Origin of the sequence: Erwinia tracheiphila, from assembly GCF_021365465.1 — a bacterium.
GTDB lineage: Bacteria > Pseudomonadota > Gammaproteobacteria > Enterobacterales > Enterobacteriaceae > Erwinia > Erwinia tracheiphila.
Genome location: NZ_CP089932.1, coordinates 2,182,601 through 2,199,134, shown reverse-complemented (window position 1 = coordinate 2,199,134; position 16,534 = coordinate 2,182,601). Strand labels below are relative to the sequence as shown.

Annotated in this window: 16 protein-coding genes and 6 pseudogenes; 9 read left to right on the top strand and 13 right to left on the bottom strand. The window is 48.0% G+C overall.

Annotation, left to right across the window (positions count from 1 at the left end):
* Positions 1–229: 229 nt before the first annotated feature.
* The 3 genes and pseudogenes from cspE to LU633_RS11605 form a co-directional block, all read right to left on the bottom strand.
* On the bottom strand, positions 230–439 hold the full coding sequence (gene cspE, locus LU633_RS11615; protein ID WP_001062678.1) for a transcription antiterminator/RNA stability regulator CspE: 210 nt from the start codon (positions 437–439) through the stop codon (positions 230–232).
* Between the two features lie 715 nt (positions 440–1,154).
* A pseudogene (locus LU633_RS11610) lies at positions 1,155–2,101 on the bottom strand (MBL fold metallo-hydrolase).
* Positions 2,102–2,122: 21 nt separating this feature from the next.
* Positions 2,123–2,383: a YebO family protein gene (locus tag LU633_RS11605; RefSeq protein WP_040465825.1), complete on the bottom strand. Its 261-nt coding sequence runs from the start codon at positions 2,381–2,383 to the stop codon at positions 2,123–2,125.
* A 237-nt stretch (positions 2,384–2,620) separates the two neighbouring features.
* Here LU633_RS11605 and LU633_RS11600 point away from each other — a divergent pair, with 237 nt between their 5' ends.
* A complete protein-coding gene (locus tag LU633_RS11600; protein ID WP_020323236.1) occupies positions 2,621–2,857 on the top strand; it encodes a YobH family protein in 237 nt (78 codons plus the stop codon).
* A 35-nt stretch (positions 2,858–2,892) separates the two neighbouring features.
* Here the strand turns inward: LU633_RS11600 and kdgR are convergent, their stop codons facing one another.
* On the bottom strand, positions 2,893–3,684 hold the full coding sequence (gene kdgR / locus LU633_RS11595) for a DNA-binding transcriptional regulator KdgR (RefSeq protein ID WP_020323237.1): 792 nt from the start codon (positions 3,682–3,684) through the stop codon (positions 2,893–2,895).
* Between the two features lie 193 nt (positions 3,685–3,877).
* Here kdgR and LU633_RS11590 point away from each other — a divergent pair, with 193 nt between their 5' ends.
* A complete protein-coding gene (locus LU633_RS11590; protein ID WP_046372025.1) occupies positions 3,878–5,254 on the top strand; it encodes an MFS transporter in 1,377 nt (458 codons plus the stop codon).
* 65 nt (positions 5,255–5,319) lie between these two features.
* Here the strand turns inward: LU633_RS11590 and htpX are convergent, their stop codons facing one another.
* The 5 genes and pseudogenes from htpX to LU633_RS11565 form a co-directional block, all read right to left on the bottom strand.
* A complete protein-coding gene (gene htpX, locus LU633_RS11585; RefSeq protein ID WP_020323239.1) occupies positions 5,320–6,201 on the bottom strand; it encodes a protease HtpX in 882 nt (293 codons plus the stop codon).
* Positions 6,202–6,437: 236 nt separating this feature from the next.
* Positions 6,438–6,824 (bottom strand): annotated as a pseudogene (tnpA, locus tag LU633_RS11580) (IS200/IS605 family transposase).
* A 364-nt stretch (positions 6,825–7,188) separates the two neighbouring features.
* Positions 7,189–9,228: a carboxy terminal-processing peptidase gene (prc, locus tag LU633_RS11575; protein WP_020323242.1), complete on the bottom strand. Its 2,040-nt coding sequence runs from the start codon at positions 9,226–9,228 to the stop codon at positions 7,189–7,191.
* 19 nt (positions 9,229–9,247) lie between these two features.
* Positions 9,248–9,934: an RNA chaperone ProQ gene (gene proQ, locus LU633_RS11570; protein WP_020323243.1), complete on the bottom strand. Its 687-nt coding sequence runs from the start codon at positions 9,932–9,934 to the stop codon at positions 9,248–9,250.
* Positions 9,935–10,030: 96 nt separating this feature from the next.
* Positions 10,031–10,531, bottom strand: a complete 501-nt coding sequence (locus LU633_RS11565) for a GAF domain-containing protein (RefSeq protein WP_040465820.1) — start codon at positions 10,529–10,531, stop codon at positions 10,031–10,033.
* 230 nt (positions 10,532–10,761) lie between these two features.
* Between LU633_RS11565 and LU633_RS26490 the strand changes: the two are divergent.
* The 4 genes and pseudogenes from LU633_RS26490 to LU633_RS11550 form a co-directional block, all read left to right on the top strand.
* Positions 10,762–10,908: pseudogene (locus tag LU633_RS26490) on the top strand (membrane integrity lipid transport subunit YebS); the annotation flags it as partial.
* Between the two features lie 16 nt (positions 10,909–10,924).
* Positions 10,925–12,233: pseudogene (locus LU633_RS11560) on the top strand (MlaD family protein); the annotation flags it as partial.
* Between the two features lie 216 nt (positions 12,234–12,449).
* A pseudogene (locus tag LU633_RS11555) lies at positions 12,450–12,745 on the top strand (hypothetical protein).
* Positions 12,736–13,083, top strand: coding sequence for a DUF1493 family protein (locus LU633_RS11550; RefSeq protein ID WP_020323248.1), 348 nt, complete (start codon positions 12,736–12,738; stop codon positions 13,081–13,083). The pseudogene LU633_RS11555 and the gene LU633_RS11550 overlap by 10 nt, the downstream one beginning before the upstream one ends.
* A gap of 60 nt (positions 13,084–13,143) precedes the next feature.
* On the opposite strand, the pseudogene LU633_RS11545 reads toward LU633_RS11550, so the two are convergent.
* Positions 13,144–13,287: pseudogene (locus LU633_RS11545) on the bottom strand (DUF2184 domain-containing protein); the annotation flags it as partial.
* Between LU633_RS11545 and LU633_RS11540 the strand changes: the two are divergent.
* Positions 13,249–13,386, top strand: a complete 138-nt coding sequence (locus tag LU633_RS11540; protein WP_020323249.1) for a phage integrase — start codon at positions 13,249–13,251, stop codon at positions 13,384–13,386. The pseudogene LU633_RS11545 and the gene LU633_RS11540 overlap by 39 nt on opposite strands.
* 256 nt (positions 13,387–13,642) lie before the next feature.
* Here the strand turns inward: LU633_RS11540 and LU633_RS11535 are convergent, their stop codons facing one another.
* The 3 genes from LU633_RS11535 to yobA are packed head-to-tail and all read right to left on the bottom strand — an operon-like array spanning position 13,643 to position 15,296.
* A complete protein-coding gene (locus LU633_RS11535; RefSeq protein ID WP_020323251.1) occupies positions 13,643–13,993 on the bottom strand; it encodes a YebY family protein in 351 nt (116 codons plus the stop codon).
* Positions 13,994–14,047: 54 nt separating this feature from the next.
* Positions 14,048–14,887: a copper homeostasis membrane protein CopD gene (copD, locus tag LU633_RS11530; RefSeq protein ID WP_232426917.1), complete on the bottom strand. Its 840-nt coding sequence runs from the start codon at positions 14,885–14,887 to the stop codon at positions 14,048–14,050.
* A 37-nt stretch (positions 14,888–14,924) separates the two neighbouring features.
* Positions 14,925–15,296 carry a CopC domain-containing protein YobA gene (gene yobA / locus LU633_RS11525; RefSeq protein WP_020323253.1) on the bottom strand — a complete coding sequence of 124 codons (372 nt, stop codon included), beginning with the start codon at positions 15,294–15,296 and terminating at the stop codon, positions 14,925–14,927.
* A 160-nt stretch (positions 15,297–15,456) separates the two neighbouring features.
* Here yobA and LU633_RS11520 point away from each other — a divergent pair, with 160 nt between their 5' ends.
* Together LU633_RS11520 and LU633_RS11515 are read left to right on the top strand one after the other, a co-directional pair.
* On the top strand, positions 15,457–15,687 hold the full coding sequence (locus LU633_RS11520) for a DNA polymerase III subunit theta (protein WP_020323254.1): 231 nt from the start codon (positions 15,457–15,459) through the stop codon (positions 15,685–15,687).
* An 84-nt stretch (positions 15,688–15,771) separates the two neighbouring features.
* On the top strand, positions 15,772–16,533 hold the full coding sequence (locus tag LU633_RS11515; protein WP_020323255.1) for a carbon-nitrogen hydrolase family protein: 762 nt from the start codon (positions 15,772–15,774) through the stop codon (positions 16,531–16,533).
* The last annotated feature ends 1 nt before the right edge of the window (position 16,534 follow it).

Below are 16,534 nucleotides of genomic sequence, written 5' to 3'. Positions count from 1 at the left end.
CCGGTGCGGTTCCTCTGTGGCAGATTACCAATCCCACAACAAATTCTGGTCATTCTGTCGCCGCTAACAGAACAAAAATCAAGACAGCAAACAATCTGACACACTGGCATACCCAATGCCTGAACTACCAGACAATGAAAAAAGCCGGACCGATTAAGGTCTGGCTTTTTTACTCAGATTCGTACCTGAACCACACGCTATGCGAACAGCTGGCAGGCCAAAACCGGAATTAGATTGCGGTGACGTTCACAGCAGCGGGGCCTTTCTGTCCATCCTGAATTTCGAACTCAACGTTCTGACCTTCAGCAAGAGTTTTGAAACCATTACCCTGGATAGCGGAGAAATGTACAAATACATCTTTGCTACCGTCAGCAGGGGTAATAAAACCAAAACCTTTAGACTCGTTGAACCACTTAACCTGACCTTTAATCTTTGCCATTTTACAAATTCCTTAGAATGTTTATTCGCCCAAAGGCTTATGTACAGAAAAAACAGAGACACTACTGCATGGGGCACAAATTAATTCTCGGCAAGGAAGCGGTATTCAACATAACGTCTTTGCTCAAAACTTCTTTACTGAAGATGCCTCACTTAAACAGAACTGTACCTCGGTTACCCAGATGTTTTATTACATATTTGTTAATTAATGGCAAGCTATTTTTAAACAAGGAACAAGGCTATGCACAGAATTGAAACAAAGCGATTTTTGATAATTCAATTCGGTGATTGTCGTTTACATTCATACAGTAAAACAGAGATGAAAAGTGCCCGCAAGCCTTGCGGGCACAGCAGGCGCGTGCTTTCAGCATGAGACATGCAGCTCATTAATAGTGCAAGCTGTTTATATTTAACCTGAATTGATTGCACAATTATTGAAAAGGTTAGGTAAAAACGTCATTTTAAGCCTCCTGCCATCAACGACTAAAGTCATGCTGTAAGATTTAAAAAAATTACCGGAGCAGGATGAATTTAAACTGTACCAAAATCAGGAAAGTGCATTTATTCCTGCCCCATTTAATCGCACCTGCTGCTGTATTAATTAACGGAATCGCGTAGGAATTTTTATATCAAAATCTCAATTTTAATTATCTTCAAATAATAAATTAGGATTATTCCTAGCCATCAGTATTAAACAAGATACATTCCCCAATTTTTCATGCATGAAAGCAGTTCTCATCCATTCCGGCAGCCTTCATTTCAACTGAAAGGACTTCAGGTAACTCGTCAAGAGACTCATCACCCCGCTCAAATACTCCCCAATGAATGGGAATAGTGGTGGGCTGCTCAAGGTATCCATGCAACAAAACGGCGCGCCTGGGATCCATATGGTGCTCCCTCACGAACCATCGTGGTGCATAGGCACCTGTTGGCAGCGCTGTAAGGTTAAAAGAACCCAGCCTCGCAGGGATTCCATCAGATTCTCAGAATAACCGCTGTCCCCACTAAACTAAAAAATTAAGCTGCTTATAGCGAATCACCCAACCGCACCAGAGAGAACGATTTCTGTCCCACAAGGTTCTCATACTCCAATGACGAGCAGGCACTGCATAAACCATCATTCCGGCAGATTCTGTATGTTCACACCTGTCCAGCTCTACCACGTTGCTGGCACCAATGCGCTAAACCACTTTTTCAACCCCAACGGCACGATAAACTCAGTCTGAGGGAATCGCCTGAGAATTTTTTATCGTCATTTTATCAAGGTGATCATCGTGGTTATGAGAAATCAGGACGCTGTACAGTGAGGGTAAATTATCAATGCTAAGTGCCGCAGAGGTTTTGCACCGGGGACCATAAAAACTGACAGGAGACGCTCGTGAAAAAAAAGCCGGGTCTATCAACGTGTATCGCCCAGAGCAGCGCAGCAACAAACAGGCATGCCCTAACCACCAAATCGTATCGCCCTTCCCGGGCAAATCGGCATGCTGCCATCACTGCTGAATAAAATTCTGATAACCATGAGCAAGGGAGTTGGTAATCCCTTAGCTTTACGCCAGCGTTTAAGATCATCTTTTCTGCGGATGTATGGTTCGGTATTACGAAAACCATCGCGAGAGTGATGATATTTATCAGGATCAAACCAGAGGTTTAGCCAGCCCATAAATAACCTTAAGTATGGTGTTCAACGTTCAGGCACAAGACGAGTGAAATCTTTAGTTTCACTATGCGCCTTATCAGTAACCGATGAAGATTCAGCTATTTTTCTCAACAGCGCATTTTGCCTCTTTTGCTCTTCAAGCAGCGCCTCAAGCAAACATACCTGTTGTGTGGCTTTAACGCTGGCGCGATTAATAAAAAACCAGACGAACAATCCAACTACCACCAGAGTCAGCATGATGCCCATTGATGTAAAGCTCATTGCACCATTCACTATTTCGTTCATAACCGCCTCAAATTGAAAACGTTTTTCTCTAATCTGACACCGGAAAAAGATTTTACCCGCTAACATGGAAAATGACAGCCGGATTGCGAAATTTTAAGAACGTTCGCGCAGGCAAAACGTATTGAAATGTGTATTCTCAGCCAAGGATGCGTACTATATCGCAACATACTGTTATATCAGCCAGTAAGAATCATGCTGAATAAGTAGCACAGGCGTCTTTCTGAAATAAGGATGTATATGAAATTTTTAGTTCGCATTGCGACATTGCTGGTCATTATCTGGTTAGCAATGCTGTTGACAGGTTACGGTGTTCTGACAGGAAGCACTAAAAACGTCGCAGGAATGGGGCTTCAGTGCCAGTACCTGACCGCACGCGGAACGCTTACCGCACAATATCTCCACAGCGATAGTGGAATAGTGGGCGTTTCGGATTGCCCGCTGTTAAAAAAGAGCGGTAAAGTTATAGATAACTAAATAAAACTTGGCCAGCACCCTGCTGGCCAGGCTTGTCAAACCGGGTAATCGTGGTAACCCATTTGTTCAGAAATAGCGCTTCCTGCCTGTTGCAGAAGTTTTACATATTCACTTTTTTTATCATGCGCAAAGCGCAACGTTGGAAAAGAAACACTCATGCCCGCAACGACAACCCCAAAGCGGTCAAATACTGGCACAGCCAGGCAACGCAGTCCCTCTTCCTGCTCTTCATTATCTTCAGCAAAACCACTGATGCGCACAATATCCAGTTGATGCATAAGGGCTTCAGCGCTGGCAATCGTCCTTGCAGTACTACGGGTAAATTCGACACCGTCAAACATCTTTACCACTTCTTGCCGATCCCGCCATGCAAGCAGCACTTTGCCTATTGCCGTGCTGTGTAGCGGATTACGGCGACCAATACGGGAATACATTCGCAGGTTGTACAGCGAATCAATTTTGTGGATGTATACAATACTGTTTTCTTCAAGTGCACCAAGATGAATGGTTTCACGAGTCTGACGCGAAATTTCACGCATTTGTACATCAGCCAAGCGAATCAGATCGATATTTTGTAGTGCTTTCGCACCAAGTTCAAACAGTTTTAATGTCAGGGTATATTTCTCTGATTCACCTTCCTGAGCGATATAGCCGAGTGACTTCATCGTCTGTAAAAAACGATACACCGTGCTTTTTGACATCATCAGGCGCTGTGAAAGGTCAGTGATGCCATGCTCCCTGCCCTCACCCAGCGCCTGAAGGATACCAAAGACTTTCATTACTGATGAAACCGCATCCGGCTGCTTGTCTATATCTTCCTTTGTCATTGCAGGTCCTTATATGTTGTTTTATAAAAAATGGAACAGTGTTTTTATTATACGATCGGCAAAAAGAATGTTGCAATCCATGCAATCTGAGAAGCCATTTCATATGATTTTGAAGTTATTAACGCATTAACACTGCTATTGTTGTTAAAAACCTTTAGCATAATAATATTCACTTCTCTTATTATCCTAAATTATGCTGCAAACTACTCAACAGGATGGCCTTCCCGTTCCACACCGCTACGGTGCTATTATGGCAATAGCCCTTGGCATTATTGTCGCTGTACTGGACGGTGCTATAGCGAACGTTGCACTCCCAACCATTTCACGCGAATTGCATGCCAGTCCGGCCGAATCAATCTGGATAGTTAATGCTTATCAGCTGGCTATTATTACATCGCTGCTGTCGCTTTCTTTTCTCGGAGACATCATAGGCTACCGACGTATTTATCAGTGTGGACTGGTTCTGTTTACCTTCACATCTCTGTTTTGTGCGCTGTCCGATTCTTTAGGCATGCTTACGCTGGCCAGGGTTCTGCAAGGTTTCGGCGGAGCAGCCCTGATGAGCGTCAATACAGCATTGATCAGGATCATCTATCCACAACGCTACCTTGGTCGGGGCATGGGTATCAATTCACTTATCGTGGCTGTTTCTACAGCAGCGGGGCCTACGGTGGCTGCGGGTGTGTTATCCGTAGCGTCGTGGAAATGGCTGTTTCTTATCAACATTCCAGTTGGATTACTGGCGCTATTTTTAGCATGTCGTTTTTTGCCTGACAATACGCAACGGAATAAGGAACAACGTTTTGACATCCCAGGCGCTGTCATGAACGCCCTGACTTTTGGCCTGCTGATTGCGGCGCTAAGTAGCTTTGCACAACGGCAGTGCAGCTGGCTGACCATGGCAGAATTAATTGGGCTTTTCACGGCAGGCTTTTTCTTTTTACGGCGACAGCTGCGTCTGCCCTTTCCATTATTGCCGGTGGATTTACTGCGCCTGCCTGTATTCTCACTTTCAATCGGCACCTCCGTTTGCTCTTTTTGTGCACAGATGCTGGCTATGGTGTCATTACCATTTTTTTTGCAAAAAATCCTTCAGCGTGATGAGGTCGCAACCGGTTTACTGCTAACTCCGTGGCCGCTGGCAACAATGGTGATGGCCCCAGTCGCAGGTCGATTAATTGAAAACTGTCATGCTGGCCTGCTGGGCGCAGTTGGGCTTCTTATGTTTTCCTGCGGGTTGTTTTCCCTGGCACTGCTGCCTTCTTCACCGGAAGATCTGAATATTATCTGGCGAATGGCGCTGTGTGGCGCAGGCTTTGGTTTATTTCAATCCCCTAACAACCATACAATTATATCTTCAGCCCCACGGCATCGAAGCGGAGGTGCCAGCGGTATGCTCGGTACTGCACGTCTGCTGGGGCAGAGCAGTGGTGCTGCGCTGGTAGCGCTTATGTTTAATCTGTTTGATAGTAAAGGCACTTATGCGTCTTTGTTAACTGCTGCCGGCTTTGCTGCAGTTGCTGCAGTTGTCAGCGCACTAGGCATTATGCAAACCAGAAATATTCCCTGATAAAAACACCCTGCCAGTAAAAACCTGGCAGGGTGCGGTAATACTCAGGCACTGAAACGGTGGCCCTATTTCAGATATTGTCCGCTTCTCAACGCTTCAATACGCTTATCGAGCGGTGGGTGAGACATAAACAGTTCACTTAAAGATTTAGATTTACCATTGATGCAGAATGCCATCATAGTGCTGGCTTCCTGCGGCTCATAGCTGGTTTTCAGGCGTTGTAATGCCGCGATCATTTTTTCACGACCCACCAGCCGGGCAGAACCCGCGTCTGCATGAAACTCGCGATGCCGTGAAAACCACATGGTAATAATGCTGGCAATGATGCCAAAAACCAGTTCAAGCAACATTGAGACCGCAAAGTAGACCAGCGGGTTACCGTTACTGCTCTCTCCCTCGTCACGATCGCCTGACATAAAGCCTGCAGCCAGTTGAGCAATGATTCGCGATATGAAAATCACGAAGGTATTAACGATACCCTGGATTAGCGTCATGGTAACCATATCACCATTAGCGATGTGACTGACCTCATGGGCAAGCACGGCCTCTGCTTCATCGCGACTCATGTTTTGCAATAGTCCGGTAGACACAGCTACCAGTGAGGCATCGCGGCGTGCCCCCGTTGCAAAAGCGTTAATATCAGGTGCATGATAGACGGCCACCTGGGGCATGGCTATGCCTGCCTGCTGCGCCTGCTGTGCGATGGTCTGTATCAACCAGCGCTCAGTTTCATTCCGTGGCTGTTCAATAACTTCACCGCCAACGGAACGTAACGCCATCCATTTTGACATCAGCAGTGAGACAAACGCACCGCCGAAGCCAAACAGACCTGCCATAATCATCAGGCCCTGTACACTGCTTGACTGAATTCCTGTCAGGCTGAGTATCAGCCCGAAAACCAACATAACCCCCAGATTGGTTAACAGGAAAAGCGCAATACGCATCATAGATTATCTTCTTCCTCAATTAACAAAAAATGCTCAAAGCAGACACTATCCTATTTGCACAGCAAAACATTTCAAGCTGCATCACTCGATAACTCATTAAAAAAACATAACTTTACACTTTCTGGTAATGAGCAGACGCACGTTTAAATAAAAAAGTAAAAAACCACCTGCATAGCAGGTGCCATTGATTTCGCCGCACAGGGGCGCACTAAGTCCAGACTCAGAGAGCCTTCCCTTCACACTTCTTTCAGTGGAAGCTGGCTATCTTCAACTTCATGTTTTTCCTGATACTTCACGTACTTTATTATCATTTCTTCGTTTATACCTACGGTATCGACACAATAACCTCTTGCCCAAAAATCATTCCCCCACTGCTTGTTCTTACGCAAGCAGGGAAATTTACTGAACAATCGAAGGGCTGTTTTACCCTTTAAGTCGCCTGTTACATGGGAAATCGAAAGCCGTGGAGGCACTTTTACCCGCAAATGGGCATGGTCTGTCTGGTCATTCAGCTACACTACTTCTATCCCGGGCTGCTCACCTGAGATCCTTATCGGCTTACAGACCTCTTTACCAACATTGTTACTAAGGATTCGAAACCGGTACCTGGGTGTCCATACGATATGATATTGACAACATCAGGGCACATGAGATGCTTTCTGGAATCTACTCATGGTTAAATCCCTGGCAATTATGTGTATAACAGATTCGGATTTTTCCATGAGTAGCATGACTGGCAGAGCCAGCTTATTGCTGACCACCTCCACAGGAGGTGGTGTTCATGCAGGGATAAAAAAAGCACAGCCTGTGCTGTGCTTTTTTTATTGCCGCCGGAAACCACCAGATAAGTAGGCGTGGTCATTATTACATTCTGGATTTATCTTACATCTCGCAGTTTTGAATCCACCAGACACAACGCCTTGTTAAACATGGTAGTTCATCTCTGTGGGATGGGCCTCAAGCCACCTTCTGTGAAGGTGGCTTTGACTATTTTGCAGCAGCTGGTGAAGGCTGCGATTTTTCAAGTTGCGCCAGATCGCTGGCAATCTTAACAGTTTCATCCATGTAAGGATCGGGTTCTTTATAATCCTTTGGAAGATCGTCAAGTTTAGCCAGCAGTTTTTTCCCCTCCCGCTGCATTCTGGCATTGATACGCTCAAGTCGCAGAGCGTCATCTTCATGATTCTCTTTTTCACGTTCGACCAGATTCAGGGAAACAATATTACGTTTATCTTTGTTCGCGTTGAAACGAGCAATGTCTTTAATTATGTACCGGAACTCAGGTTCCTGGGCAATTCGCGCATCGTGCAATTTCAACAACTGCGCTTCCAGCGGTTTTAAATCACGCGCTTTGCTGTAGCTTGCCGCATTAATACTGTCCCAGGGGAGCGCGTTATCTTCAAACTTCTCACCCGTATCAACGGCTTCCACACCGGTAGGCATCAGGAGATCTGGCGTGACACCTTTACGCTGCGTGCTGCCTCCATTAATCCGATAAAACTTCTGAATAGTATAAGTAATCGAACCCAGCGCAGGCCATTCCGGGCGCAGCATTTGGTCGTAGATGCGATTCAGTGAACGATATTGTTGAACAGTACCTTTACCAAAGGTAGGCTCACCAACAATCAATGCACGTCCATAATCCTGCATTGCAGCGGCAAAAATTTCCGATGCCGAAGCGCTAAAGCGATCAACTAATACTACCAGGGGGCCTTCGTAATAAACAATACCATCAGTATCACTGTCTTCACGTACTTTGCCGTTATTGTCGCGAACCTGTACAATCGGTCCGGACGGGATGAATAAGCCGGACAGCGAAACCGCTTCAGTTAACGCACCACCACCGTTGGTACGCAGATCGATGACCACACTCTCGACATTCTGTTTTTGCAGTTTTTGCAGCTGGACTTTCACATCATCAGTGAGGCCAACGTAAAAGCCGGGAATATCAAGTACGCCGACTTTTTCCTTACCGACATTATGCACGCTCATCTTCACGGCACGGTCTTCGAGACGGATTTTTTCGCGCTTCAGGGTAACAGTGCGTGTTTTTGTACCCTTGCCTGCAGGCAATATCTCAAGCCGAACCTTACTGCCCTTTGGGCCTTTAATTTGCGCAACGACATCATCAAGCCGCCAGCCAATTACATCCACCATCGGCTTACCCGGTTGACCTACACCCACGATGCGGTCACCCACGGTAATAGATTTACTTTTTGCTGCAGGACCACCTGCCACTATCGAGTTGATCACCGTGTAATCATCATCCATCTGCAACACCGCCCCAATCCCTTCAAGTGAGAGACTCATTTCAGTATTGAACTGGTCGGTGTTACGCGGCGAAAGATAGCTGGTATGAGGATCGATTTCGCGGGCGAAGGACGTCATTGCCAGTTGGAAAACATCTTCGCTGTTACTTTGTGCAAGACGACGAATCGCGAACTGATAACGTCGTGACAATACGTCACGAATTTCTTTTTCATTCTTGCCGGCAAGTTTAAGACTGAGCTGGTCAAATTTTACTTTGGCATCCCACAGCTGGTTGAGTTCATCCGTACTGGTAGGCCATGGGGACTTGCTGCGGTCAATATCGATTGTGTCGTGGCCGGTGAAATTCATCGGGCGATCGAGCACAGTCAGCGCATAATGAAAGCGCTCAAAACGACGTTGCTGGGCAAGGTTGTACAGTTCATAAAACACATCCAGTTTGCCGCTTTTCAGCTCATCGCCCAGCGTCGTTTTTTTACTGGCGAAGCGTTCAACATCAGAGGTCAGCAGGACGTTATGGTTGTAATCGAGAAGGTTAAGATAGCGGGTAAATATTTTCTCTGAAAAGCCCTGGTCAAGGTCGAACTGACGATAGTGAGAACGGGTAAAGCGTGACGTTACGCGCTCACTGACGGTGGCATGCTGTGGTTCCTGATGAAGCTGGGGAATTTGATCGGCGTGCGTAATCGTTTCCGCAGAGAAAACGTTACCCGTCAGGAGTGCTGCGGCGATAACGGTTATTTTAAAAAAATTGTTCATGCCCTGATTGGCCTCCGTCTCAGAACTGCAAGTGTTCTGCGCGTACGATCATTGCAAGGCCGGAAACCAACTGGACCCGGACACCATCTTTAGTGATCTCAAGAATTGTCGCCTCCATTGCATTTTTTCCCGCTGTGACTTTTATATTCTGCCCAACCTGCAGTGATGCAGTGTCTGGTACAGGCGCACTGCGTGGTGATGGAGTCGCTGAGACTGCGGGCTTGGACTCTGACGTATTGCGCGGCGGTCTGCTACGTGTCCGCCGCGACGCATCACCGTCGCTAGCAGGTTTATTCGCTGGCTTACGCGGACGACGAGGAGCGGCTTCCACAGCGGCCTCACGTTTTTTTGCCTGCAGTTGCTCACGATGTGCCTGAACTCGCGCTTTTGCTTCTTCCAGCTGCTTACGTGCATGTTCCACATGCTGCTCATCAAGCACACCACAGGCGTTTCCGTCGAGGTCAACGCGAGAAGCACCAGCTTTGATACCGTAGAGGTAACGCCAGCTTGATGTATAGAGCCTGAGTGCAGAGCGAAGCTGAGTTTTACTAAGACCCATCTCACCCTGAACACGCTCAACCAGATCCTGAAAGATACCGATTTTAAGCGGACGTGCTTCACCTTCAGCACTAAAACACTGGGGAAAGCGTTCGGCCAGAAAGGTAATAACTTCTTTGCTGCTATTCAACTTGGGTTGATTTTCCATGAAATTTCCTGATTACAACGGGTTGCCAACAAGCCGAAGGCATGAACAGGCGTCATTATAATGACACCATCGGCAATTGCTACGTGATCCAGCACTTTAGCTGCGTTTCATGTGAATAAATTTTTCCACATCAGAACCCGCAATCACCTCACACAGCCCGGCGATGAGCGTTGACAGCCCCGCTTCATCTTCGCTGTCAAAACGGCTGTATTCCACGCTATCAATATCCAGGACACCAATGACCTGGCCGTTAACTTCCAGCGGTAATACGATTTCCGCGTTGCTGGCCGCGTCGCAAGCAATGTGACCGGGAAAAGCGTGCACATCAACAACCCGCATAATACGGTTCTCTGCTACTGCCGTACCGCAAACACCTTTGCCAACAGCAATACGTACACAGGCAACTTTTCCCTGAAAAGGACCAAGCACTAATGTTTCAGGTTCAGCCAGCAGATAAAATCCCGCCCAGTTAACACCGTCCAGACGCTCGTATAAAAGCGCGCTGCAGTTACTTATGGCCGCCAGAAAGCTGGTTTCCCCGGCAATAAGCGTGTGCAAATCACGATTCAGATCCGAATAAAATTCTGCTTTTGTCATCGTTTAACCATTTTAAAAATACCTTTCTGCAGCAGTTTTGATTCTCGCAGTAAAATAAGCACAAATTTACGACCAGACAAGGTGAATGATCCCTTTAGTTAATATAACCTTATCCGGGAGGATTGCATGGACATGACCAGGGTGGATCAGTTTATCGCCATGACGACCGGAAAAACTTAACCCTGCCCCGCACTTGTGTTGTCTGGGCCTGAAGTACTTTGCTCATTATTATGAAGCTGTACGCCATCAGCCATGCTTTGCCTCAGGCACGTTATCAGCGTTGTCCCCAATGCGATACCCTTTTTTCCTTACCAGATGTTAAATCCAATCAGTCGACCCATTGCCAATGCTGCAATGCAAAAATACTTAAAAACCAGCATAAAAAGTGACATGAAACCCGCCATGCCTGCCCTCACCCTTACGGCGCATGAAAGTTACGGCATTGATGCCGGGCAGCCGGTTGTGCTGCACGGTATGCAGATTGGTCAGGTGGTTAACCGTCAGTTGCATGAACAAGGCGTCAGCTTTACCGTCGCCATCAGCCCGGATTATCGAAATCTGGTCCATGATGACAGTAAATTTATTATCAATAACCGCCTTGATGTGAAGTTTGGCATTGATGGCATGGAAGTGATTGGTGCCAGCGCACGCGAATGGGTTGATGGCGGCATTCGCCTCGATCACGGTAGCAAAAGCACGGCTAAAAATGTTTATCCACTGTATGCCAATGCGGAGAAAGCGGCCGAAGGTATTACCACCAATCAGTTGCCCCCTGACGCTCACGGCACAGAGCCTGCCTGATATTCAGACAGGTTCTGTGGTGCTTTACCGTAAATTTCAGATGGGTGAAATTGTCGAGGTGACACCGCAGGTCAACCAGTTTGAAGTACGGGTTCATATCAAACTGCAATACCGTAAATTGCTCACGCCAAACAGCGTATTCTGGTCTGAATGTGGCGCTCGCATTCAGCTGAACGGTGGTGGCCTGACCGTGCAAGCTTCACCACTTAGTCGGATTTTGAAAGGGGGGATCGGTTTTGACAACCTACCCGGTGCCAGCGCCGGACTGACCAGTAAAGATAAACGCGTGCTGTATGACTCCGAAACTGCCGCTCTCGCGGTGGGCAGTCAGATAACGCTGCGTACCTTTGATGCCAGCAAGCTCTCACACGGGTTACCCATTCGCTATCCGGGCATCACCATTGGTCAGTTGCAATCGCTGGCTCTTAGCCCGGATAAAAAGCAGGTTATCGCCAAAGCGGTGCTGTATCCGGAATACGTTGAGGACTTTGCACGGCAGGGGAGCCGTTTCTCGGTAGTATCACCAGAGATCTCTGCAGCAGGGGTTAACCACCTTGATACACTGCTACAACCCTATATCAACGTCGATCCGGGGAACGGGCGTGGACAGCGTAGCTTCGAGCTGCAGGAATCCACGCTCACCGACGCACGCTGCCCTGACGGACTGAATGTGCTGATGGATGCCCCTGAGGGCGGCTCACTTTCAGTGGGAACGCCGGTTCTGTTCTGCGGTGCTGAAGTCGGTACGGTTGCAGGCACGTCACCTGGCGCAATGGCCGACCGTGTGCAGATTACCTTGCGTATAAGTAAAAAATACCAGCATCTGGTACGCAATAACTCGGTGTTCTGGCTGGCCTCTGGCTATAACCTGAAGTGGCAGTTATGGGGACAACAGATTCGGATTTTCCCATGAGTAGCATGACTGGCAGAGCCAGCTTATTGCTGACCACCTCCACAGGAGGTGGTGTTCATGCAGGGATAAAAAGCGCCCCACAAAGCGGGCGCAATGCTGAAGGGAAGATAGTTGGGCAGGCTCGGCAGGAAACGTCTGATGGCGTTGGCGTAAAATGGTATGATAAGGTTTTAAACAATAATGCCACTTAATCAAGGGAATGATATGGATACGACAGAGCAATTGAACCGGACGTATTTTTATAATCTTACTGTTGGTGAGCTTTTTTCTGGGTTTGTCTGGAGGAGTTTCAGGAAAAACTCGCCGTGAGTGATGTTATCGCGCCGGGTTTGATTATCCTCGGCCAGCATATTAAATCGACGCGAGGAGCAACGAAAGGTGCACGCTGGATACCTATATCAGGCATTGCATTTATGTTCAGTGATATAGCAACTGCGGCCTGGAAGGCAACAGTAACTTACAATCATATCGTGCGTAAAGAGGATAGATTGTGGAATTAAATGACGAGCAGGCAATGAAGGTTTTTGACTGGTATGACGAAAAATGGAATTTGCCACCCCCTTTCAGTAAAAAGCGGCAACTGACTCTGGATACCAGTCTTTCCACCGGAGATTACCCGTTGGCCAGGGAAATCGGTGGCGATATTATGGAAGAATATTTTGCCCATTTTGATGTCGATAATTCCAACTTTGCTTTCCTTAAATACTGGCCCATTAGCAAAGGATTCATACCCAATTTTATTCGCCCGAAATCCATGCGTGTGGAAGAGAAAAATGCGGAACCATTAACCATCGCTATGTTGATTGAATCTGCTAAAGCAGGCCGCTGGCTTTACTGAACGGCAAAACGCCGGCAAAAGCAGGCGCTGTGTATTCAGTTGTATTAGTTTAGCCATTGTTTAAACTCCCGGCATTGAGGCGATAGCCAGAGGCTGTTTGATGATTGTTACCCAGGTTCCTGCCGATTTTTTCTGTTTCCAGGCCGACTCTTCCGTTACCACAGCATGAGCACGCATTTTTTCAGTAAAAGAGGTGTAGCCGGTAAGGGAAAAGAATTTGCCCGTAAATTACCGGGCCATAAAACGGAGGCAATGACGGAAAAATATCTCAATACACGCGGAAAGGAGTACGTGATGATATAAAAGACCAAAGGTCTAATTTCGGGGGTTTTTCGGGGAAAGGAAAATAAACCCTATAAAAACAATTAATTAAAAAAAGACTGAAGACAACTCCTGTCTTCAGTCCAGGGAAATGGCTCTGTTCAGAGCCATGCGCTAAAAGTTGGCATTAATGCAGGCTTTGGGTGGTCTGCCATTTAAAGATAGTCGGATTACGTAGATTTTCCACCCTGCGGGCATCACGACACATGCAGGCCAGCCACGTTGCAAACGCCACGACTCAATGCCCGGGCTGGCCACATAATTTCTGTGCCCGTTCAACAAAAGGCCCAAGGCTTTTCTTTTGACCGGGGTGTTGCGGATCGTCAATCTGAATAACGCTGACGGGCTGCCCCTTCATCTGGCCGTTTTTCATCATCTGCTCTGCAATATCGTTTAACGGGTACTGCATCAGGGTGCTGGGATTGATCACCAGCAGCGCGTTACCTCTGGCACAGGTCAGCATCACCTCTTCCCTGTCAAATGCCCAGTTATCTTTTCCCACTTCGAAGCGGCTGACGGTAATGATTTCAGCAGCCGTGGCATTGGCACAAAAACACAGCACAACGATCAAACTGGCCAGTTTTTTCATGATTAAGCAAACCTCTCTGAATAAGGGCTTTACAAGGCGGTAAAAACTTTCTGTCTATGCGGGTTCAAGCGTGGCAAAGACGCTGACCAGCAGCAATACCACAACGGAAAACAGAATTTCCATCAACGTGGTCAGCATAAAAAGATTACGGGTATTATCACCGCACTGAAAACGCGGCACCAGCCAGTAACGATTGAACAACGCCATCAGGCACATCGCGGCAACCAGCACACTTTTCAGCAACAGAAGTCGGGTATAAAGATGAAAACTTTCGGGAGGCCATCCGAGGATTAACAGCACGTTCAGCACACCGGTCAGCACTACCAGCGCGACAGCAATATGGCCATAGCGCGAATAGCGCATCAGCGTTTTTAAAGCATCAAAGCGGGTATCAGCGCGCCTGACATCCTGCAACAGCAATACCACCGGAATTAACCCCCCCGCCCAAAAGGCAGCGCTAATCAGATGTACCATCTGATTAGCGCGATGAAAGGCTCCGGTAAGGTCTTCGCTCATCGCAGCATGGCCAATTAACGCAAGCCCGACAAGCTGCGCAATCCCACTCAATAACCACAGTGTGTGCCTGCGCCTGTTGCTGGCCAGCACCGCGGCGGCTCCTGCGCCAGCGGCAAACAGCTGCCACTGCCAGACAAGGCCAACGTGTGTTTGCAGCACAGCCTGCCAAAGTGTAACATTTTTTAAATCCTGCCAGCTACCGACCAACAGCGCAGTATGTCCTGCCAATAACATTATCGTACTCAACAATGTCAGTGCCGCTGCACAAACCAGTACAATATGAAACTTTTTCCGCAGGTGTTCCCGAAATCTGCATGGCGCGAGCAGGACAGTGAAGGTACTACAACCTATCAGCGCTATTAGCGCTGAAAAATGCATCCAGCGGCAAAACATATAAAACAGGCTGAAAGACATATCATTTAACGCTGAAACTATAAGTCCCGCTGGTTTTATGTCCATCCGTCGATAGCACGTGCCAGCTGACCTGATAAGTCCCACTCGTCAGCGGCTTTTCCAGCGGAACGATCATCTGGTTATGCTGTTCAGGCGCACGTTGCGCTTTCGCCAGCGGTACCGTTTTTTGACCGCCGTCCCTGACCTCAACACCACTAAATGCGGGTTCTATATCCTCGGAAAAAGTTAAGGTCAGCGCCTGTGGCGAAGCGTCCATGCTGGCATTCGCAGCCGGATACTGATCTTTGAGATGAGCGTGCGCCAGGGCCTGCTGAGAGAAAAGGCTCGCGGCGAGAGCAGAGATGAAAAAGGCGGAGAATTTACGCATTGACATCGTATCATCCTGAAGCGGAGCAGCCCCAACGGCTGCGGTCAGGCGGCAAGGATACTCCCCTTAAAATAGGGTGTCGAGCAGATCGGGGCCATGCCGGTCGGCCATACTTGCGAAATATGCACGGGTGCTTTATTTTTGCCACCACCGTGAAGAGGAATAAATGATGCATAATCTTGCCCGACTGTCCCAGGACGAAAAAGACAGGGTTAATGTCGATCTTGCCGCCGCTGGCGTCGCTTTTAAAGAACGATACAATATGCCGGTTATCGCCGAGGTGGTAGAGCGTGAACAGCCTGAAGCGCTCCGCGACTGGTTTCGTCAACGGTTGATGCACTATCGTCAGGCTTCGCTACATTTTTCACGACTGCCTTATGAACCAAAGCAAAAATAGTCGGTATCCTTGGTGTTATTTCCTTGTATTTCCCTTCAGTCTGGGATGAGATACGAATTCTGAAAATGCCCCGCAGGAGAAATTATGTCCGTCTGGAGTGTTGCTGCGGCACAGTCAGGCTCCCGCCCCGGAGATATTGACTGGAATATCTCGCGGCATCTTGAATTTATCCATCAGGCAGCTGAACACCATGTTAATGTTCTGATCTTCCCTGAATTATCGCTCACCGGCTATGAACTGACCCTGGCTCAACAACTGGCGATGCACATAAACGATGCGAGGCTGGAACCCTTTGCTGAGGCTGCATCACGACATCAGATGACCATTGTCATCGGCTTACCGCTCCTCGACGACACCCGCCCACTGCTTTGCGCACTGGCGGTTCTCCCGGATGCTACCCGCCTCGCTTATGGCAAACGTAATCTGTTCGGCGATGAAAATCTTTTTTTCCAACCCGGCACAGGGGTACCGCTTTTTGGTTATCGACAACATCATATTGCGCTGGCGGTCTGTGCAGACATTCGTGTTGAAGAGTATGCAAGGGACGCCGCCGAACGCGGTGCCCACCTTTATGCCACAGGCGTCCTCTCCTGCGAAAAAAGCTATGAGCAAGTGTGCTATCTCCTTGCACGCTGGTCAGCGGAGTACAAGATGGCGGTGCTGATGGCGAACCACGCTCTGCCTACGGGCGGGGTCAACAGCGTGGTCAAGAGCGCAGTATGGAACAATGCCGGACAACAAATCGTGGTGGGGAGTTCAGGAAAAGAGGAACTGGTAATTGCAAGGCGCCAAGCGAACAACTGGCAAGGCGAAGTACATGCGTTCACTCTGGCCGGACAGAAATAAT